Source organism: Acinetobacter sp. LipI_15 (assembly GCF_058242865.1).
In genome coordinates this window covers 769872-790088 of the sequence record NZ_JBZAYN010000001.1, presented here as the reverse complement: position 1 = coordinate 790088, position 20217 = coordinate 769872, and the positions used below count along the sequence as shown (strand labels likewise).

The 20217-nt window shown below is 40.8% G+C and carries 23 protein-coding genes; 12 read left to right on the top strand and 11 right to left on the bottom strand.

Translation table 11 applies throughout. The features are described 5' to 3' along the window. Window positions 1–26: 26 nt before the first annotated feature. On the bottom strand, window positions 27–791 hold the full coding sequence (locus AC4CU0_RS03810) for a hypothetical protein (protein WP_490742496.1): 765 nt from the start codon (window positions 789–791) through the stop codon (window positions 27–29). A gap of 694 nt (window positions 792–1485) precedes the next feature. After that, window positions 1486–2109, bottom strand: a complete 624-nt coding sequence (locus tag AC4CU0_RS03805; RefSeq protein ID WP_180107332.1) for a LysE family translocator — start codon at window positions 2107–2109, stop codon at window positions 1486–1488. Window positions 2110–2280: 171 nt separating this feature from the next. Between AC4CU0_RS03805 and AC4CU0_RS03800 the strand changes: the two genes are divergently transcribed. Then, window positions 2281–2739 (top strand): DIP1984 family protein, encoded by a 459-nt coding sequence (locus tag AC4CU0_RS03800; protein ID WP_490742495.1) that lies wholly within the window; start codon window positions 2281–2283, stop codon window positions 2737–2739. 236 nt (window positions 2740–2975) lie between these two features. Here AC4CU0_RS03800 and AC4CU0_RS03795 read toward each other — a convergent pair whose 3' ends face one another. Next, window positions 2976–3179 carry an NF038215 family lipoprotein gene (locus AC4CU0_RS03795; RefSeq protein WP_078191077.1) on the bottom strand — a complete coding sequence of 68 codons (204 nt, stop codon included), beginning with the start codon at window positions 3177–3179 and terminating at the stop codon, window positions 2976–2978. A 306-nt stretch (window positions 3180–3485) separates the two neighbouring features. Between AC4CU0_RS03795 and AC4CU0_RS03790 the strand changes: the two genes are divergently transcribed. From AC4CU0_RS03790 to AC4CU0_RS03770, 5 genes are all read left to right on the top strand, one after another. Next, a complete protein-coding gene (locus AC4CU0_RS03790; RefSeq protein ID WP_490742494.1) occupies window positions 3486–4034 on the top strand; it encodes a TetR/AcrR family transcriptional regulator in 549 nt (182 codons plus the stop codon). A 6-nt stretch (window positions 4035–4040) separates the two neighbouring features. Further along, window positions 4041–5690: an MFS transporter gene (locus AC4CU0_RS03785; RefSeq protein ID WP_490742493.1), complete on the top strand. Its 1650-nt coding sequence runs from the start codon at window positions 4041–4043 to the stop codon at window positions 5688–5690. Between the two features lie 62 nt (window positions 5691–5752). Further along, on the top strand, window positions 5753–6871 hold the full coding sequence (locus AC4CU0_RS03780) for an HlyD family secretion protein (protein ID WP_490742492.1): 1119 nt from the start codon (window positions 5753–5755) through the stop codon (window positions 6869–6871). Window positions 6872–7018: 147 nt separating this feature from the next. Next, on the top strand, window positions 7019–7909 hold the full coding sequence (locus tag AC4CU0_RS03775; RefSeq protein ID WP_490742491.1) for a 1-aminocyclopropane-1-carboxylate deaminase/D-cysteine desulfhydrase: 891 nt from the start codon (window positions 7019–7021) through the stop codon (window positions 7907–7909). A 33-nt stretch (window positions 7910–7942) separates the two neighbouring features. Then, window positions 7943–9142, top strand: coding sequence for a BaiN/RdsA family NAD(P)/FAD-dependent oxidoreductase (locus AC4CU0_RS03770; protein WP_490742490.1), 1200 nt, complete (start codon window positions 7943–7945; stop codon window positions 9140–9142). A gap of 93 nt (window positions 9143–9235) precedes the next feature. Here the strand turns inward: AC4CU0_RS03770 and AC4CU0_RS03765 are convergent, their stop codons facing one another. From AC4CU0_RS03765 to AC4CU0_RS03750, 4 genes are all read right to left on the bottom strand, one after another. Next, a complete protein-coding gene (locus AC4CU0_RS03765; RefSeq protein WP_162689753.1) occupies window positions 9236–9397 on the bottom strand; it encodes a hypothetical protein in 162 nt (53 codons plus the stop codon). Between the two features lie 124 nt (window positions 9398–9521). Beyond that, entirely contained in the window at window positions 9522–9704 is a 183-nt protein-coding gene (locus tag AC4CU0_RS03760; protein WP_490742489.1) for a hypothetical protein, read from the bottom strand. A gap of 69 nt (window positions 9705–9773) precedes the next feature. After that, window positions 9774–11552 carry a mechanosensitive ion channel gene (locus AC4CU0_RS03755; protein WP_490742488.1) on the bottom strand — a complete coding sequence of 593 codons (1779 nt, stop codon included), beginning with the start codon at window positions 11550–11552 and terminating at the stop codon, window positions 9774–9776. A gap of 273 nt (window positions 11553–11825) precedes the next feature. Continuing rightward, window positions 11826–12104 carry a hypothetical protein gene (locus AC4CU0_RS03750; protein ID WP_078191085.1) on the bottom strand — a complete coding sequence of 93 codons (279 nt, stop codon included), beginning with the start codon at window positions 12102–12104 and terminating at the stop codon, window positions 11826–11828. A 348-nt stretch (window positions 12105–12452) separates the two neighbouring features. Between AC4CU0_RS03750 and AC4CU0_RS03745 the strand changes: the two genes are divergently transcribed. The 5 genes from AC4CU0_RS03745 to AC4CU0_RS03725 all read left to right on the top strand — a co-directional run bounded on the left by AC4CU0_RS03745 (window position 12453) and on the right by AC4CU0_RS03725 (window position 16397). Further along, a complete protein-coding gene (locus tag AC4CU0_RS03745; RefSeq protein WP_078191199.1) occupies window positions 12453–12875 on the top strand; it encodes a hypothetical protein in 423 nt (140 codons plus the stop codon). Between the two features lie 337 nt (window positions 12876–13212). Next, window positions 13213–14160: a transporter substrate-binding domain-containing protein gene (locus tag AC4CU0_RS03740; RefSeq protein WP_180004747.1), complete on the top strand. Its 948-nt coding sequence runs from the start codon at window positions 13213–13215 to the stop codon at window positions 14158–14160. A 70-nt stretch (window positions 14161–14230) separates the two neighbouring features. Then, window positions 14231–14974 (top strand): amino acid ABC transporter permease, encoded by a 744-nt coding sequence (locus tag AC4CU0_RS03735; protein WP_180021326.1) that lies wholly within the window; start codon window positions 14231–14233, stop codon window positions 14972–14974. Continuing rightward, entirely contained in the window at window positions 14974–15657 is a 684-nt protein-coding gene (locus tag AC4CU0_RS03730) for an ABC transporter permease subunit (RefSeq protein ID WP_180021328.1), read from the top strand. Before AC4CU0_RS03735 ends, AC4CU0_RS03730 begins: the two co-directional genes overlap by 1 nt. Beyond that, window positions 15654–16397, top strand: coding sequence for an amino acid ABC transporter ATP-binding protein (locus AC4CU0_RS03725; RefSeq protein ID WP_078191089.1), 744 nt, complete (start codon window positions 15654–15656; stop codon window positions 16395–16397). Before AC4CU0_RS03730 ends, AC4CU0_RS03725 begins: the two co-directional genes overlap by 4 nt. A gap of 68 nt (window positions 16398–16465) precedes the next feature. Here the strand turns inward: AC4CU0_RS03725 and AC4CU0_RS03720 are convergent, their stop codons facing one another. After that, window positions 16466–17227, bottom strand: a complete 762-nt coding sequence (locus AC4CU0_RS03720; protein WP_490742487.1) for a ferredoxin--NADP reductase — start codon at window positions 17225–17227, stop codon at window positions 16466–16468. 85 nt (window positions 17228–17312) lie between these two features. On the opposite strand from AC4CU0_RS03720, the gene gigC reads away from it, so the two are divergent. After that, a complete protein-coding gene (gigC, locus tag AC4CU0_RS03715; RefSeq protein ID WP_078191091.1) occupies window positions 17313–18197 on the top strand; it encodes a LysR family transcriptional regulator GigC in 885 nt (294 codons plus the stop codon). Between the two features lie 28 nt (window positions 18198–18225). Here the strand turns inward: gigC and AC4CU0_RS03710 are convergent, their stop codons facing one another. From AC4CU0_RS03710 to upp, 3 genes are all read right to left on the bottom strand, one after another. Next, window positions 18226–18978 (bottom strand): cold shock domain-containing protein, encoded by a 753-nt coding sequence (locus tag AC4CU0_RS03710; protein WP_490742486.1) that lies wholly within the window; start codon window positions 18976–18978, stop codon window positions 18226–18228. A 107-nt stretch (window positions 18979–19085) separates the two neighbouring features. Further along, a complete protein-coding gene (locus AC4CU0_RS03705; RefSeq protein WP_078192288.1) occupies window positions 19086–19379 on the bottom strand; it encodes a cold shock domain-containing protein in 294 nt (97 codons plus the stop codon). Window positions 19380–19464: 85 nt separating this feature from the next. Beyond that, the gene (upp, locus tag AC4CU0_RS03700; RefSeq protein WP_078192289.1) at window positions 19465–20100 is read right to left on the bottom strand and encodes a uracil phosphoribosyltransferase; all 636 of its coding nucleotides are present in this window, start codon (window positions 20098–20100) and stop codon (window positions 19465–19467) included. Window positions 20101–20217: the final 117 nt, after the last annotated feature.

The window sequence follows — 20217 nt, the reverse complement described above, 5'->3', positions numbered from 1 at the left end:
ACGTTGTAGGGGCTTTTTTATAAATATTATTTCTTCAAGATTGGATCACAAAGCATAGGCACAAAGCTATAGTTATCATCTTTTTTACTCACAAGTATAATTTCATCACTTGAAACTGCTATTACTTTACTATCTTTTGGAGTGATGCATCTTGAAAACTTCTTTGCTTCAAAAGCATAAATATATGATTGGGCCATTTCAGAAATAAAGTTTGAATATTTATCTTTATATTTATCTCCAAAGGTAAATAAAAGCATAAAGATAAAAGGATATATTAAAAATCTAGCTGCACAGCTCCATCCAGAATAGCTTTCTTTTAAATCATCTCTTTCTTTAGCCCAAATTACGTACATCATATAAAATTGACTTAGAAATATAAGAAGTAGAAATACGATGAATGTAACTAAAATAAAAACTATCGGAATTATCATTATAGCCACAAAACTCGTGACTCTATTCAATCCATTAGATTCATATCCGACAATGTGATTAACAAGTTGATCTGCAAAACCATATGTAATGTTTGTTAATAATGCATATATAGCAACAAGAATAACTTTACCTAATATTGTTCCCCATGCTTTATGATAACAGTATAAAAAGTCAGATGTTATACCTCCAGCCCAACATACACTTAGAAGAAACAAACTAATTTTGAAAAAATCATTCGTTGGCATCAGATACCAAAAAAATGTATTTAAAGCTAACACACACCCTATCAAATAGAATTTTTGACTTCTATTTAACTGCTGAAATATTCCCTCAATTTTTTGTTGCACCTGAATTAACATTATTCGACACCTTAATATTTTTATTAATTTATTGTAATTGTACGAAGAATAATTTGAATGCACTTTAGGCAAGAACACGTCTTAATCCGTCGTTCTATAACTAAACTGAGCCTCACTTACTGAATTTAATTAACTAAAAACAAAACTACTCTTATTTTAGTAAATTTTTATTATCAACGTACTCCTTTTTATAGAACTAAAGTTATTTTAAAAAACTTAAAGATACTTAATCAAATGCCTTGCGACATGGATTTCGCCCATTCGTTAGGAGCACACGGAAGTAACCTCTTACGAACAAAGGGGTTTTGTTACTTTTGCCCTGACAAAAGTAAAGCAAATGTACCTAAATATCAGAACACCCTCACCCCAACCCTCTGCCATAGGGAGAGGGAGTCTTCATTACAAAATCAAAGCATTGATTAAAACATCAAACCACTTCAATCATCATTTTCATCAGCCGTATGCTTAAACACATCATACGCTTTTTCAAACTCAGCAAATTTAAAATGATGTGTTGCCAATTTTTCTAAAGGCAATTTTCCATTACAGCAACGCTTTAACAACATACTTTTGGTATTGGCAACTACTAAACCTGTGGTTAAGTGATAAATACCATTCTCGCTTTAAAATTTTGAGTACGTTCTCATCGACATAAAAAAAGCCTTCATCAATGAAGGCCCTTTATCTATTATTTTTACTTCATACCAAAAATCAACTTTAAACCCAGCACTGTCATCACTGCCCCAGCTGCCCGATCAAAACCCGCTTTAAACTTCAAATAGATTTTACGTGGTTTTTCTGCTGACAAAGCCACAGCGACCAATGAGCACCACCCTGCATCGATAAAGAAACACAAAACTGGCAGTACAAAGTAAAAATACGTCGGAATCTCTTTCGGTAAAAGTGCCGTAAAAATACTGGCTAACACAATTGCAATTTTCGGATTCGACAACTGGGTAATTAAACCAGTCGTAAAGGCACGACGGAGTGACATCTGCGAGCTGCTGGCATCACCAGCTTCAATCGGTTCTTTGGCATGTTTTATAATTTTAAATGCCATCCAAAGCAGGTATAAACCACCACAAATTTTTAAAGCCAAATATGCAGAAGGTACAGCCAATAAAAATGCCTGCAAACCCAATACCGCTAAAAGCCCAAATATTGCAGCGCCCAATCCTGTACCAAGTGCAGTAAATAAACCGTGTTTACGTGAAATTGCAATGGAATTCTTCGCCACATAAATTGACGTTGGCCCCGGGCTCATTGCACCAAGTAATAGTGCTGCCGCAATCGAGCCTAATATCCAAAATGATTCCACTGTCACACCGTTTTCACTTAAATTCGTGGCAATTTTACAGACAGAATCTCTGAATTTCTCCCTATAATTTGCAGTGTTTATTTTAATTGACCAAATTTTTCACTATAAATAACTTGAATACTGCATTAATCCAACGCATGATCGCTAAAAGTACAAATTAATATCAAGACAATGAAATTAGCCGAAGCCCTACTTTTACGCAGTGACTTACAAACTAAATTGGCCTCCCTGCAACAACGAATCAATAACAACGTGCTCATTCAAGAAGGTGATGCACCTAGTGAAGAACCGAATGCTTTAATTCAAGAAGCATTTGCTGTAAATACAGAACTTTATGGTTTAATTGAAAAGATTCACGCCACCAATGCACAGGCTAAAACCCGTTCTGGACGCTCCATGCTTTCAGTGCTCAATGAACGTGATTTATTGACCCAGCAGCATCGAATCTTGCAACAAGCAATCGACAGCTCACGCCGTGAAAATGGTCGTTATAGCTCGAGTGAAATCCGTTGGATTAAAACCATTGCAGTGGCAGATTTACAGAAACAGGCCGATAGCATTAGTCAGCAACTTAGACAAAATAATTTAGAAATTCAGGCATCCAATTGGCAAATAGGCCTGATAGATTGACCTGATTTAAGCATCTGAACCACGGTTCATTCCAGTTCGGGCATACTGGGCGAGTACAGAGCCTTTTTAAATGTTTGTAAGGCTTTAATCCAACAAACTACACTGCAGAAGTAAGGCGTCTACTTCAAAATGTTCACACATCTGACGTAGCACACTGCATCTGTGACTCTTTACATGTCACGTCTCACTACCGTGTACTGACAGTATGTCCACCCTATTTTTTATGCACCTATGTGCTAATCGTCATCTGCAGCGGCTTCATTGAGCGCAACATCTTCACGCGGTAATTTATAGTCATGGTCATTTACAGGGACACCACCAATGATCATGGTGCGATGTTCGTTTTGAGGACGATGCAATTCATCAGTCGTATCACAACCCACCATCCAAAAACTGCACAGGCACAGCATAGGCAGCACAGCCCGACTTAATTTGCTCATTGGATGCCCTCCATTTTTATAATTATCTTGTTTATAAATTTAGCATAGCATTTTTGTGTAGATATTCACCTTATTTATCTACCGATTTAGGGTCAATTGTCAGGAATTATGTCTCGACGTTCTTACCAATGCGTATGCAGATTGATGCCGATAGAAAAATATTTCCTTTTAAAAATAAATAATTGATTCATTTTATTTAACTACATAGAAGACAAGTTACAAAACTGCTATCGAATACGATTTCACTTCGGACACTTTTGTCCGTTTAATAGCTAGATAAATTTAGAATGATGATGTCAAAGAATAATGTCCACACGTCAACAACTCGCTGCGCAAAACCGAGAAGTGCTTTTAGAAGCTGCGATTGAGGTATTCCGTATTCACGGAATCAATGCGCCTCTACAACTCATCATGGATCAAGCTCAAGTTGGACGTGCGACGTTTTATCGTAATTTTAATGAGCGTCGTGAGTTGGTACTCGCCTTAATGCAAGGTGCCTTGAACCGACTTGAACAGCGTGCGCTTAATTATGCACAGTTCGATGATGGATTTATTCGCCTCATTCAAGACCATATTTATAATATTCCCTATCTCACGGCTTTAATGGAATATTGGCGTGTGATCGATCGGGATGATCCTGCCATGGTTGAAATATACCAACGACGTGATGCCATTTTACAACCGATGATTGATCAGGCCATTCAAAATGGTCGCTGCCGAGCAGACTTTAAACCGGCGGACTATGCCATGGTCACCTCTATTTTGCGGGCAGCTTTGCAAGGCCATACCGAAGCAGATCAGGAAAAACTCGCCAAACGTGCCGTGGAATTTTTACTACATGGTATTTGCGGGTAACACGTCATGTCCAAATCTCCGCGTTTATTGGAACCTGCTCCGGATTGGACACCCGAAGAAAAACCGACTTTGCCCGGCTCTCCCGCTGCGATTGCGCATCCCACCTATAAGCGTTTTTTATACTTCTTTATCGGTTTATTTGTTGCGATCTCGGGGAGCTTAAGTAATGGATTCATTACGGCAAATTTACCCCTTCTACAAGGTGAATATGGCTTAACGCCTTCAGAAGCGGCATGGATCCCTGCGGCATTTGTTATGGCCAATGTCAGCTCCAACCTGATCTTATTTAAAGCCCGTCAACAATATGGACTTAGGCTATTTTCAGAAATTGGTTTGGTTTTATTTATCGCGGTGATGGTGCTGCATTTATTCGTCCATACCTATGAAATGGCAATTTTTGCACGGGTGATTAGCGGCTTACTTGCAGCTCCACTCAGTTCGCTTGGGATGTATTACATCATGCAAGCGTTTAAACGTGCTCATTTTGGTCGTGGGCTTTATCTGGCTTTGGGCTTTCAGCAGTTGGGGATTCCGCTGGCATGGATCATGTCGCCCTATCTGGTCGATGTAAATGATTGGTCTATTTTTTACACCTTTGAATTAGGTCTAGCCTTATGTTGTTTGGCGATGGTGGTCTCTCTTAAATTGCCACGAAGTCTAAGAATCGAGGTGTTTGAAAAGCAAGATTTATTCACCTTTGCATTATTAGCACCCGGCTTTGCTTTGCTATGTATCGTGTTGACTCAAGGCCCGATTGTTTGGTGGTTTGAGGCTGAATGGTTGGCCTATGTACTCATCGCCGCTTTGATTCTTTTAGTTGTCGGTCTGACCTATGAACATTTTCGGGTCAATCCCCTCATTGTCACACGCTGGCTCGGAACATCGTCGACCGTGAGTTTTATTATCGGTGCCTTTGCCATTCGCTTTCTCATGTCTGAACAAAGCTATGCGGCCGTGAATTTTTTGAAAACCATGGGCATGGGACCCGACCAATTTGTTTCCTTTTATACCGTCGTGCTGATCGGGATTGTCTTAGGTACAGTGTTTAGTGCCCTGACCTTTTCCAAAGAAAAAATCGTGCTTCATCTGCTTGGTGCAGCAGGTCTCGTGCTCTTTGCCTGTGCGCTGGATTACCACCTGACCAGTGATGTTCGACCGCATGATTTTTATTGGAGTCAGTTTTTGGTGGGCTTTGCTAGTGGCATGTTTATTGGCCCACTTTTGCTTACAGGCATTGTCAGTGCTTTGCAAAAAGGCCCATCGCACATGGTGACGTTTATCGTGCTGTTTTCTGCAACGCAAACCTTTGGGGGATTGGTCGGATCCTCGTTCTTTTCGAACTACCAGCAAATGCGTACCCAAACCTATCAGGCACAGATTTATAATGATTTATCGCAAACCTCACCTATAGTGGAACAGCGCCTACAACAATTGGCGCAAAGTGCGCATCAATATTCTTTAGACCCTAATTTAGATCAACAACAAGCCATACGTAGCCTTAATCAAACCATCACTCGAGAAGCCCAAGTTCGAGCCTATAACGATGTGATTTTTTTAAATGGCATATTCGCCGTTATATTGTTGCTTTGGGGCTTGTTTCTGATTGGCAAAAATAAATATCAATTACGCCAACAGCAACGCACGGATAGTAGCTAAAATTTTCCCGACTTAAACAACATAAGCAACAGCCAAATGACCTAATTGATATTGAGAACACCATGACCGAAGACCATAAACCCACTGAGCAAGCAGCAGCGCAGCAACCACAAACAGCAACCGCTATGCCTGCGCCATCAAGCAAGCTTATCTCTACGCCGCAGCGGACCCTGATTTTTATGTTGATCATCCTCTTGCTGGGGATTGCGCTGATCTTATGGGCGTGGCGGATTGGTCCATTTCATAACAGTATCGAGTCGACTGAAAATAGCTATGTCAAAGGCAAAACCACGGTGCTTTCATCACAAATTAATGGTTATGTGAAAGATGTTTTGGTGACGGATTTTGATCATGTGAAAAAAGGTCAAGTGCTTATGCATATCGATGCAACGACCTATGATCAAAAAGTCACACAAGCTGAATCTGGGGTGGAACAAGCACAGAACTCGCTTGCCAATCAAAGCCAGGCCATTGAACAACGCAGAGCGGATATTACGGCAGCCGAAGCGAAAGTGGACCAATCACGTGCGGCCTATGAGTTAGCCCTTGCACAAATGACGCGCTACCAACAACTCGGCAATACTGGTGCTGCGTCGAAAACGGAACAAGACAAAGCCACTGCAGACGCTAAAAATAGTTTGGCCCAACTTCATCAAGCAGAAGCCAATTTGCTGGTTGCCAAAGAATCATTTAAAACCGCACAAGTTGCAGCGACGGGGCTTAAAGCGCAAGTAAATAGCGCCAAAGCACAGTTTGATCAGGCTGTGACTACCAAAGACTACAGCACGATTGTAGCGCCTATGGATGGTCAGCTAGGTGAAGTCAGCCCGCGGATTGGTCAATACGTTGCAGCAGGCACTCAACTGATGTATTTGATTCCACAGCAGCGCTGGGTGACTGCCAACTTTAAAGAAACGCAAATTGCAGATATGCATATAGGTCAAAAAGCGTGGTTCAGCGTTGATGGCATGAAACATCAAAAATTTTACGGCAAAGTTGAGCAAATCTCCCCTGCGGCTGGTTCTGAATTTAGTGTTTTGAAACCTGACAATGCCACAGGAAATTTCACCAAAGTCGTGCAACGCATTGCCGTGAAAATTGCGATTGATCCCAATCAACAAGGTTTGGAAAACTTAAGACCCGGTATGTCTGTCGTCACCTCCGTTGATGTTGCTAGTTAGTTGATGTTGATAGTTAGCGGACGCTGGCAGTGAAGTACTATAAGCAAAGTTGAACAATACAAGATGTAAAGGATTTCATCTTCTGCACCTCCCGTTTTACAATGCCTACCTATTTGACCTCCAACCACCAAGATAACGATTACCAACATGTTTAAATCTATCGCCCACGCCATTCCTGAGCAGACTATTCAATATCAAGGGGTTAATTTGTGTATTAAGCGTTTGGACTTGGTACACCCACAAATATCAGGCAATAAATTTTATAAACTCAAATATAATTTTATTGAGGCGCAGAAATTAGGGTTTAAACAGGTGCTTAGCTTTGGCGGTGCTTATTCAAATCACATTGCAGCCACTGCATATGCTGCACATTTATTTGGATTCGGCAGTTTAGGCATCATCCGTGGGGAGGAATTACAACATCAAGCCCGAAATCCTACTTTAGCCACCGCCGAACAGTTTGGTATGCAGTTCAGTTTTGTCACACGCCAACAGTATCGGGAAATGAAACAAGTTGACGCTTTAGCGCAATTACGACAGGAATTTCCCGAACATTATGTCATTCCTGAAGGTGGAACCAATGCATTGGCTATCCGTGGCTGTAGGGAAATCTTAAGCCATGAAAATCAACAAAATTTTGATCTCATCTGCTGTGCAGTCGGTACAGGTGGAACCATAACGGGCTTGATCGAAGCCAGTGCGGAACATCAACTTGTTCTTGGTTTTTCAGCGCTCAAAGGCAATTTTCTTTGCGACGATGTTGCTCAGTTGACGCAGAAAACCAATTGGAGCATCAGTGATGAATTTTGCTGTGGCGGTTATGCCAAAACAACGCCGGAACTTTTACAGTTTATGCATGACTTTGAACAACGCTTTGCGATTCCATTAGAACAGGTTTATACGGCTAAAATGCTGCGAGGTATTTTCTGCATGATTGAGCGGGGTCAGATTAAAAACCATCAACGTGTTTTAGTGATTCATACTGGTGGCCTACAAGGTCGCCTGAAAGGTTCAACCGAAGCGCTAAAAAGCGTATAATCCTGCGTCCTTTCTTCCATGCGGAAACTTACCATGTCGCAAAATCAATATGATGTCCTTGTTTTAGGTGCTGGTGCATCAGGCTTAATGACGGCATATAAAGCGGCGCAGCGTGGACGCAAAGTTTTGGTGGTTGAAAAAGCTAATAAAGTTGGCAAAAAAATCCTAATGTCTGGCGGCGGTAAATGCAATTTCACCAATTTGTATGTCGAACCAGAAAATTATATTTCACATAATCCGCACTTTGTTATTTCGGCATTAACTCGCTATACCAACTGGGACTTCATTGGTATGGTCTGCGAATATGGCATTGAGTACGAAGAGCGCAAACATGGGCAATTATTTACCCAAAATGGTGCAAAAGAAATTCTCGCCATGCTATTGGCAGAATGTGACAGAACGGGCTTGGTGGATATTAAAACCAACTGTGAAGTAAAAGCAGTCAATGCCTTGCCTGAACAAGGCTTTCAAGTGGCAACCAATCTAGGCTTTTTTGAAGCAGAATCCGTGGTTATTGCCAGTGGCGGTCTTTCTATTCCTACTTTAGGTGGTTCAGGAATTGGCTATGAGATTGCCAAACAATTTGGTCATTCTGTCTACCCCACTCGCGCTGGCCTAGTACCCTTCACTTTCTCCGATAGTTTTAAAGAAGTCACCACTCGCTTGAGCGGCAATGCTGTTGAAGCGACGTTATCGAATGAGTTAAATAGTTTTACTGAGGCTTTACTTTTTACTCACCGTGGTTTAAGTGGCCCAAGCTCATTGCAGCTTTCAAACTACTGGGATGTCGGTCAACGCTTTAACATCAATTTCCTGCCAACTTTAGATGTTTTAGATTTCCTCAAATCTAAGAAATCTAGTCAACCAAAAGTGTTACTGCGCACACTATTCAATGAACACTTACCGAAAAGCGTGGTTGTGGAATTACAAAATCTGATTTGGCCTGAACAAGCTGAATTAGCCATTGGCAATATCAGTGATGAAAAACTAGAACTCATTGCAAGCCGTTTAGAAAGCTTTGAAGTAAAACCATCAGGCACTGAAGGTTACCGTACTGCTGAAGTTACACTGGGTGGTGTCGATACCACTGAAGTCTCATCAAAAACCATGGAAAGTAAAAAACAGAAAGGTTTGTACTTTATTGGCGAAGTACTTGATGTAACAGGTCATTTAGGTGGATACAACTTCCAATGGGCATGGGCTTCTGCGCATGCAGCTTCTGAATACGTCTGATCTCGACATAGAATTAATTAAATATAACCTGCAGAAGATCTCTGCATAAAAAAAGGGCTGATTCATTCAGCCCTTTTTCTTGCCCAATCGGACTTATTCAAGATAGTCGGTTTTAAATAATGATACTGACGACGTCGAAGTTCGTTGAATTGTCAGATCCATTTTTTCAACGGCAACTGAAATATGTTGTGGTTGCACGCTTGCGGTTTGTTTGAGTGTCGATACTAAAGTATTGAGCATTGAAATTACCCCCATTTTGCCATTCCTTTGCACAGATCATAAGTGTCATTCATGACAGCAATATGAATCCTAAGTTTTTATATTTTAAGTAATATTCCATATATCACTATTACTTAAAATACCAATTTTCGAGTAAATTTCAATCATTATTTTTGGACTGATTGGTATAATTTTTTTCACTTTTTGGCGGTGATTGTTCTGTCTGCTCAAAATCAGTGCGTTTTGATTTTGCAAAAATAAAGCGTCGTGCGCTCGCCAAAAAACCAACTGTGATCCCAGCAATAATCACTGGGGCTAAAAATTTATTCGGTGTTTTTGCCATACAATATTCCTTATAAAGCATTAAAATCGACCACTTAAGCGTGGCCGATTTTTTTAAAGACAGAATAGTTTAATTTGGATCATCTGGTTTTGGCGGGGTTAAAGGTGCCGAAGGTGCATCGACCTGTTTTTCAGCCTCGCCTGTCGATCCAAATGGATTATTTTGTGGTTGATCACTTGGGTTTACATCCAACTGATCTGGCGTCGCGGTTTCTTTTTCACTGACGCCGGGAGCAGCCTGTTGAATGTTTGGATAGCCATCATCGGTTTTCACTTCAGAAGTCATCACAGATGTTGATGGCGTTGGACTCGCTGTAGACGATGTTGGCGTATTAAAGGTGGTTTTTGCCTTCGCCTGTTCCTGTACTGGATTCGGTTCGTTGGCTTCACGTTTTGCTTTATCAATAAGATCTGATAACAATCGTTCCGCCGGATTGCGACCACCTAAACCAAAGGCCAAAGCGAAAGCAACTGCAACCGCACCGAGAGTTAAACCAAAGGCCAAATTCACGATCGAGTCGGCAATACCCATGGCACGCAAGCCCATGGCTACAACCAAGCCCATAATCAGCACACGGACCAAATTACCTAACCAACGTGAACTGTTATATTCCCCTCGTTGCACCACATTTGCCACAATATTGGCAAGCCAGAAACCCACCACCAAAATTACAGCACCAAGTAAAATACTTGCACCGAACTGGATAAACATAGCAATAAGGGCACTGATTTGCTCAAAGCCTAAACGGTTAGCAGCTTCAGATACCGCAAACAACATGGTGAAAAATACAATGAGGCAACCGACAACATCCGACACTTTGGTTTTGCCCAAAAAGCGTTGAATGTCTAATTTTTCTGGTACAGCATCGACACCAGTACCCGAGATCACATCCACCACTAGACGTGCCACAAAGCGTGACACCACATAAGCCAAGATTAAGATTAAACCTGCGGCAATGATGTTCGGTATTGCATACATGATCTCATGCAACATGGCCGTTGCCGGCTGAGAAATCGCCTCGATGCCAAGTGCTTCGAAAGCCACAATTAATGCCGTGATGATGACTATAGCAAAGACGAAATTACCCAAAACTTGAGCAAGTTTTGCGTTTTTAAACATGCCCACTTTTTCGACTTGCTGCTGCAGGCTTAAACTGTTCACCAAGCCTTCCACGATGCCTCGCACAATCTTCGCCAAAATATAACCCACAAAGACGATAACACCGGCAATAAAGATATTGGGAAGATAAGAAACAACTTCAGTGACCATATTTTGGATTGGGAACAAGAGACCATTCAAACCCAAGATCGATAAAACAATCGGTAGGAAAAGTAACAAGATTAGCCAATAAACTATTTCACTGATATTTTGACTGATTGGGCTGACGCCAACCTCAGAACTAAGTTTTTCATCGAGTTGGGTTTTATCAAGCAGTTTCTTTGAACCGACTTTGACCAAACTCGCCACGATCCAACCAATAAAACCTACAGCTACCGCAGCCAAGAGCTGTGGAATAAATAACAAGAACTGCTGAATCATATTACTGAATGGGCCACTGACACTGGTCAAATTCAGCACATTGAGCGCACCAATGACGGCAATGATCAAAATAATCCAGAACACTACTCTGGAGACTATATTTTCAACATTGGAACGGTGCCCAGTTGCATTTGAAAGTTTTTGATTTGTACCTAATTGTTGCAGAACTTTTTTGACGCCAGCAGCAATCAATAAAGCAATGACCCAACCAATCAGGAGAATTGCTACTGCACTTAAAATGGGGTGAAACTGTTCCCAATAATACATGGCATCAAAACGGCCACGCGGACCACCCAGATAATCATTCATACGTTCGCCCTCATTGTTATACATGATCTGTTGTTATGTGCATTTTTACGTATGCCGCGATATCACACAGCATTGGTGCTTTAAACTTGAGCTTTCTTTTCCACCTTAGTTTTTGCGTATTTTTTAATCAACCAAAGTATGCATAACTCCAACAAAAGCTCACAATTGAATGTAAAAAAGCCTTGGCATAACCAAGGCTTTATTTGTGTCATTCTGATGAGATGCTTAAGGTACAAATCCTAGAATCACATCACTATGTTCATGTATTTATCATCAATGATCTGTCGCAGTTGCAGTATTTGAATCATTGGCAACAGCTTCATCCCCCGCTGTACCGCTAGTCGTATCATTGGCAGTTGCAGTTTGTGCATTCGGTGCAGGATGATCAGGTGGTGCATCCGAAGCAGACGGTTTCATATCTGCAAACATATAAAACAATAACGCGATTAAGAAGATACCCACTAAAATTAGCATATACACTGGGATACGTTTTTTTTGTGTTGTTTCTTCTGCGCTGGTGGTATGGGGCGGTTTATTAAAATCGTGTGTCATATTCCCCTCGCTATTTTGTTGTTCGTCGTTCACTTTTTATACTAGCAATACAATATCCATTGTTGTGTGAAGAACAATTACAATCCGTGAAAACATGTAACTTGAAAGATCATTTCAATTCACATCCGTTTTTCTGTTTAGATAATTCCCTTAATTTTAGATTTAAAATCAATCGCTAAGGTATAAATATGGGACAATGAGCTGAATACTACATTTCAATCGTATTCATTTTCAGAGTGATAAGTTTTTCGAAAATAACTGCTTTTTTGAGCTAGATGGAATTCTCTGCTTTTGATGGATGAAATGAGCTATAATCATGCACCTTATTTTTCACCTGTTATCAAATCTATGGCGTACCATCAACAAGGTGTAACGCTTGATCTTGACACTGACGTCACTCATCAATGTTCCCTTCATTACACTCGCGATCAACATCTTATTGGCATTATTGAATTTAGTAAGCCAAGTTATGTGTTGAAATGGGGTGATTTGGAATATTTCCGCCGACGTACTGAAGAGTTTTCAGTGATGCCATTCCCTGAATGCATCAATGCGATGGTGATTGATATTCGAAATATTGCGGCTTTTTTAGATAATGAAGTGCCTATTATTCCTTGGCGCTTGCTCGAAGAAGAATGCCCGATTCGCTTAGTTGTTCCCCAAGATCGACTGGAGCATTATGCTGGCTTTTTTGAACCGACTTGGTTGACTTCCGACGTAGACACAGCGATTCAAGAAATTCGTGAATTTATGGATATGTTTGTGCATTAACACGGAGATTAAACTAAAGTTTAATCCCGAAAACCTCCATTTGGAGGTTTTTTTATGCCCTTTTATTTTCATCATTTATTTCACAATAAAATTAAATTATTTTATATTTAATGACTTATAGCAAACCTTCTTATAAAAAATCTTCATAACTTATCCCATTTCTTAGTAACAATTCGGCAATAAATTTTGCTTGAGCCTTGTTCGATTTATCACCTAAGATGTAGAAAATGATCTCTTTTTTATTGTTGAAACATTCTTAAAAACAGAGCAATAAAACTAAATACGTAACAAGATCATAAAAAGTGGATATTAAATCAGGGTAAAAGGAGTTTTAACGATGACGTCAAAAAAACATTTAGCAACTTTGTTCTGTGCAAGTGCGCTCACTTTAGGGCTTAGCGCATGTAGTGACAATAAAGCACCTACAACGGATAAAGCTGCAGGAAGTGAAGCTGCTGTTTCTGACTCAGGGACTTTAGATAAGATCAAAAAATCGGGCACGATTGTTTTAGGCTATCGCGATTCATCGATTCCATTTTCATATATCGCAGATAATCCAAACCAACCTGTGGGTTATGCGCATGATCTTCAATTAAAAGTAGTTGAAGCAGTAAAAAAACAATTAAATCTTCCCGATTTAAAAATCCGTTATAACTTAGTGACCAGCCAAAACCGAATTCCATTGGTTTCTAATGGTACTGTTGACTTAGAGTGTGGTTCAACCACCAACAATAAAGAACGCCAACAACAAGTTGATTTCTCAACAGGTTTCTTTGAGGTGGGTTCACGCTTACTTACTGCAAAAGACTCTGGGATTAAAGACTTCGCTGACCTTAAAGGTAAAAAATTAGTCACCACGGCAGGAACTACATCTGAGCGTTATATTCGTCAACATGAAAAAGAGTTAGGTATTGGTGAAGTCATTTCTGCCAAAGACCACGCTGAGTCTTTCCTCATGCTACAAAATGGTCGTGCAGCGGCATTTATGATGGATGATATTTTGCTGGCGGGTGAAAAATCGAAAGCCAAAGATCCAAATAAATGGGAAATCGTGGGTACAGCACCGATTCAAGAAATTTATGGTTGTATGCTACGTAAAGGCGATACTGGCTTTAAACAAGTGGTTGATGATGCAATCAAAGCGACCTATAGCTCTGGTGAAATCAATGACATGTATAAAAAATGGTTCCAAACGCCAATTCCACCAAAAAATATCAATTTGAATTTCCCGATGTCTGATCAATTAAAAGCATTGATTAGCAATCCACATGACCGTGACGAATAACTTTCCCTAAACATTCTAAAGATGCTTAAGCCAAACGGATTTTGGCTTAAGCTCATTATAGGGAGTTCCTATGAATTATAGCTGGAATTGGGGTGTGCTGTTCCAATCTACTGGTGTAGGTGATTCGACCTACCTGAATTGGATTTTAATTGGAATCGGCTGGCTGTTTGTCATCGCTTTGGTGGCATGGAGCATTGCGATGGTGCTTGGCAGCATCTTGGGTATTATGCGTACCCTACCGAGTCCTATAGCACGAGGTATTGGTACGGCCTACGTGACTATTTTCCGAAATGTACCCTTATTGATTCAACTGTTTATTTGGTTCTATGTTGTACCTAACTTCCTCCCTGCTGCGATTAAAAGCTGGTGGATGAATGACCTTGGGGCAAATACGACCGCCTTAATTTCTGCAAGTGTCGGCTTGGGTCTATTTACAGCTGCACGGGTCTGTGAGCAAGTCAGGACTGGTATTGAAGCGCTTCCTTTGGGGCAAACCAATGCAGGTTATGCCATGGGATTTAGTACGGCTCAACTATACCGCTATGTGATCTTACCGCAGTCATTCCGCACGATTTTGCCACCCCTCAGCTCTGAGTTGACCAACTGTGTCAAAAACACCTCAGTCGCGTCTTTGGTCGGAGTTGCAGAAATCATTTCGCAGATGAAAACCATCAGTGAATACACGCAAAACACCATCGAAATTTATACCTACGTCACCATTATTTTCATCGTGATCAATATCTGTTTAATTGGTTTCATGAATTTTCTGGAAAAACGCCTACGCGTTCCTGGCTTAATTGCAGGAGATAAATAATGGAATGGCTCAGTTCTTTTATTCAAGACCTCCAAGCGTCTGGCCCTGCGCTATGGCATGGTTTCAGCATCACGCTAAAAGTGGTGATCACGGCAACCATTGGTGGTGTCTTTATTGGGACTTTATTGGCGTTGATGCGCCTGTCCTCGATTAAAGTATTTAATATTTTTGCTAAAGGCTATGTGAACCTCTTTCGTTCTATTCCTTTGCTCTTGGTGCTGATGTGGTTCTACTTTGCCGTACCCTTTATCTACACAGGGATCACAGGTAACTATCTAACGATTGATACTGCCCTCGTGTCGAGTATCGTGGCCTTCATGCTATTTGAAGCTGCTTACTTTTCAGAGATTGTCCGTGCCGGGATTCAATCGATTCCTAAAGGCCAAACTTCTGCAGCTTATGCTTTGGGTATGAGCTATGGCCAAGCAATGCGCCTAATTATTTTGCCGCAATCTTTCCGCAAAATGACGCCACTGCTTTTACAGCAAACCATCATTCTGTTCCAAGATTCAACCATGGTTTATGCCATCGGGCTGTTAGACTTTTTCCGCACCAATTATGTTCGAGGCGACCTCATGTCATTGTTAACTCAATACATTCTGTTTGCCGGTCTGGTGTATTTCACTATTAGTATGATCGCCACCTATGCAGTTAAAAAATTACAACGGAGGTTAAGTGTATGACCGATCAAAAAACGATGATTGACCTCCAAAATGTCAGTAAATGGTATAAAGATTTTCAAGTGCTCACCGATTGTACGACTCAAATCAAACAAGGTGAAGTGGTTGTGGTGTGTGGACCTTCTGGCTCAGGTAAATCAACGCTCATTAAAACCGTCAATGGGCTTGAGCCTTTTCAAGCCGGTACGATTTTGGTCGACGGAATTTCCATTAATGACCCAAAAACCGATTTAAATAAATTGCGTAGTCGTGTAGGTATGGTGTTCCAGCACTTTGAACTGTTTCCACATTTATCCATTACCGAAAACCTGACCATTGCGCAGGTCAAAGTCTTGGGTCGATCAGAAGCCGAAGCCAAGAAAAAAGGCTTGGCTTATTTAGACCGTGTGGGTTTGAGTGCGCATGCCGCTAAATTCCCTGCACAGTTATCAGGTGGACAACAGCAACGTGTTGCCATTGCACGTGCGCTCAGTATGGACCCGATTGCCATGCTGTTTGATGAACCAACTTCGGCACTTGATCCAGAGATGATTAACGAAGTGCTTGATGTAATGGTGGGTCTTGCCAAAGAAGGTATGACCATGATGTGTGTAACCCATGAGATGGGCTTTGCTCGTCAGGTTGCAGACCGAGTGATCTTTATGGATCAAGGAAAAATTGTAGAAGACTGCAGCAAAGATGATTTCTTTAATGCCCCTCGTGGTGAACGAGCGCAGCAGTTCTTAAATAAAATTCTGCATTAACAACAAAACGTATTTAGTTTCCGAAAATAAAAAAGCTCATCCATCGATGAGCTTTTTTTCATGGCAGATTACCAATAATTTTCTACAGCAATATTTCCTTCACCACGACGGTTCATGGTCAAACCACGCGCCTTTAATGCCGCCTTGGTGTCATCAACCATTTGTGGATTACCACACAACATGACATGCGTCGTTTCCACATTAAATGCTAAGCCTGCCGCCTGTTCTAACTCGCCATTTTCAATTAAAACGGGTAAACGGTCATGCAGCGGTGCATTTGGATCACGTGTCACAATAGGAATAAATTTAAATCCCGTATGCCCTTCACCAAAGGTCTCGGCGATTTCTTGAATACGCTCGACATAAGCCAGTTCTGATACTGTACGCACACTGTAGACTAGATTAATTTTTTCGTATTTAGACCACGTTTCAAAGTCTTGTAGCATCGATAAAAATGGTGCTAGACCCGTTCCTGTTCCCAACAGCCATAAGTCCTTTGGCAATGGCAACTGATAACGCACCAAGGTAAGGAAACCATAAGGCACTTTTTCTAAATACAGCTCATCGCCCACTTGTAGATGCTGCAAATTTGAAGTAAACGCACCATCAGGAACGACGATAGAGAAAAACTCTAAAGTTTCATCAAAGGGTGACGACACCACAGAATAGGCACGAACCACCAATTCATCGCCCACTTTCAAACCAATTCGTGCGAACTGACCAGCGGTAAATTTAAAATGTGCAGGGCGTGTCATGGTAAAACTGAACAAAGTATTGGTCCAACGGTGTACAGATAAAACCTTTTCTAAGCTAAATTTTTCAATTGACATGATTTGAACGTGGCGTGACAGACTGTGCTCATGTTAGCATGACAGCATAATTTATTAATATTTTTTAAATGTTAAGGCCTGATTCATGCGCATGACTTTACGCCAGTTGGCTGTTTTTGTAGCAGTCGCTCAAGAAGGTACCGTTACCAAAGCCAGTGATGCTGTCAAACTTACTCAAAGTGCAGCAAGTATGGCATTGGCAGACCTCGAAGATGGTCTCGGTGCTCCACTGTTTGACCGACTTGGTAAACGCTTGCAATTGAATGACTTGGGTCGTTTTTTATTGCCACAAGCTTTGGAAATTTTAGGGCGCTGTGAAGCTTTTGAACAAGCAGCCAAAGGCGAACTACAAAGTATTGATCTGCGTTTGGGCGCGACCCTAACCATCAGTGACTACTTGATGCCAGACCTCATGGCAGATTTCTTACAAATTCAACCTCAAGCACATTTACAACTTCAAGTCGGCAATACCCGCCAAATGATTGAAGCGGTAAACCAATTTCAGTTAGATTTGGCCTTAATTGAAGGTTCATGCCATCTGCCACAGCTACAATGTATTCACTGGCGTGACGATGAACTTGCGGTGTGCTGTTCCCCAGAGCATCCCTTAGCGAAGCTGGATCGTGCACTGACTGCAGCTGACTTCGATAACGTAGAATGGATCTTACGTGAAGAAGGTTCAGGCACACGTGAAGTATTTGACAACGCAATTTTAAAAGACCTGCCAGATGCCAATATTCGTTTAACCTTGGGTCATAACGAAGCCATTTTAAAAATCGTGGCGGGTGGCCTAGGAATGTCATGTATTTCTAAACTGGCAATTGAGCCTTTACGTGAAAAAGGTCAATTGGTGGTTTTAGATACACCGTTCTGGCAACTTGCCCGTCCATTATTCATGTTGGTACATCGTCAGAAATACCAAGGACCAGGGCTCAAAGCCTTTATGCAATTTTGTGAAAAATCTGTCTAAATAAAAAAGCGCCTAATGGCGCTTTTTCTTATTTATTAAATTGTCGTTCGCAAGGTATTCCGTCGTTGTTTCCGTCCATTTTCGTGCCTGGACAATGTTGTAGAAAATAGACCGCTTCTTCATAAGATTTCATCTGACTACAATGTGTACGCCCATCACAACTAAACTGTGCTTTCTCTGCCGCCCTTGGCGTATCACTTGAAGCATGAGCTGGCACAGTGTCTCGAACAACAGACTGAGCCTGCGTTGAAGCTGTGCCGTATAGGTTTTTTTCACCTTGCTCAGACAGCACCCGATCGGGTAAATCCCCCTGTGCTTTTCGTTGTTCTTTTACAATGTTTTCATTTTCTTGCATGAGCTGTTGTAAATGTAGTTGCTTCTGTTCTTGGTACTGCTGATATTTCCCATATACAGCCACAGCTAATACTACAATTACAATGAGTCCAATCATGCTGAAGATTTTACTGCCCCAAACTGTGCCTTTGGCTGTATCGTGAGGAGTAGCTTGGTCATTCACTCGATCCGACCTTGATTCAAATGACGGATTTATCTGTTCATGAGTGGACCGCTCTTTTTTCAAATCTAAACGGATGATATTTACCGCTTTAAATTTACCCTGATCTGCTTCAATCCTGTATTTGAGATTTTCTCCAACACGTGGTTCGATGTGTCGGCTAGGAAAATCACGAATATGAAAAAATAAATCCTTTGCTTGATCTTGTTGTATAAATCCAAAGCCGCGCTCAACGTTATAGCTTTTGATTTTCCCCTCTTTAAACATAAAAATTGTCTCTCATCTTTTCTTTTAATACTCTTATGATAATAAAAAAAGAGGCCCTATAGACCTCTTTTTTATTTCAAAGATTTCTATGAAATCTTAAAATCACATTATTTACGCAAATTCGAAAGCAAAGCTGAAGTAATTGACTGGTTATTTGCCACTACTTTAGATTTTTTAGCTTTTGCAGATTTGTCTTCTTCACGCTCAATGTTTATGGCTTTATAACGATCACCATTTTTCACCACATTAAATTTCACACGATCATTACGTTTTGGCTCGACACCATCTGCGGGAAAGTCAGAGATATGGAAAAATACATCACCTTCTTCACATGAAAGAAAGCCAAAGCCCTTTTCAGGATTGTACTGCTTCACTTTACCTTTATATTGTTCGGACTTCATAAAGTACCCTATTCCATTTATTCCAATGTCTTTAGTATATAAAAAAGAGGCTATAAAAGCCCCTTTTCTGTTCATGATTCAAAAATTAGTCTTTTTGAACTGAACCGAAAATTTTATCGCCTGCATCGCCAAGACCAGGAACGATATAACCGTTTTCATTTAAACCTTGGTCTACAGATGCTGTGTAAATGATCACATCTGGGTGAGCTTCATTCACACGTTTAATGCCTTCTGGAGCTGCTACAAGCACCATGACACGAATATCTTTACAACCACTGGCTTTTAGAACGTCAATAGCAGCAACGAGCGATGAACCTGTTGCAAGCATTGGGTCAATAATCATCGCTAAACGGTTTTGTACGTCTGGTACTAATTTTTTGTAGTAAGTACGCGCTTCTAAAGTTTCTTCATCACGCTCTAAACCCAATACAGATACTTTCGCACTTGGAATCAGGTTTAAGAAACCATCTAACATACCAATACCTGCACGTAAAATCGGTACAACTGTTATTTTTTTACCGGCAATACGATCTACAGTTACTTTACCATTCCAACCATCAATTTCATGATCGACCATTGGTAAATCTTTCGTTGCTTCATAAGTCAGAAGCATAGTCACTTCTTGAGCAAGCTCACGGAAGTTTTTAGTACTAATATCTGCACGACGAAGTAAGCCGAGTTTATGTCGAATAAGAGGATGACGGATTTCATGGATAGCCACGGGAGAACACCTAAAAGGTTAAGATAAAATTTCAACCATTATAAAGCTATTTAACAAATGATAAAAATAAAAAAGCCCCCTTTACAGGAGGCTTTTTTGTAATAAGCAAATTAATTG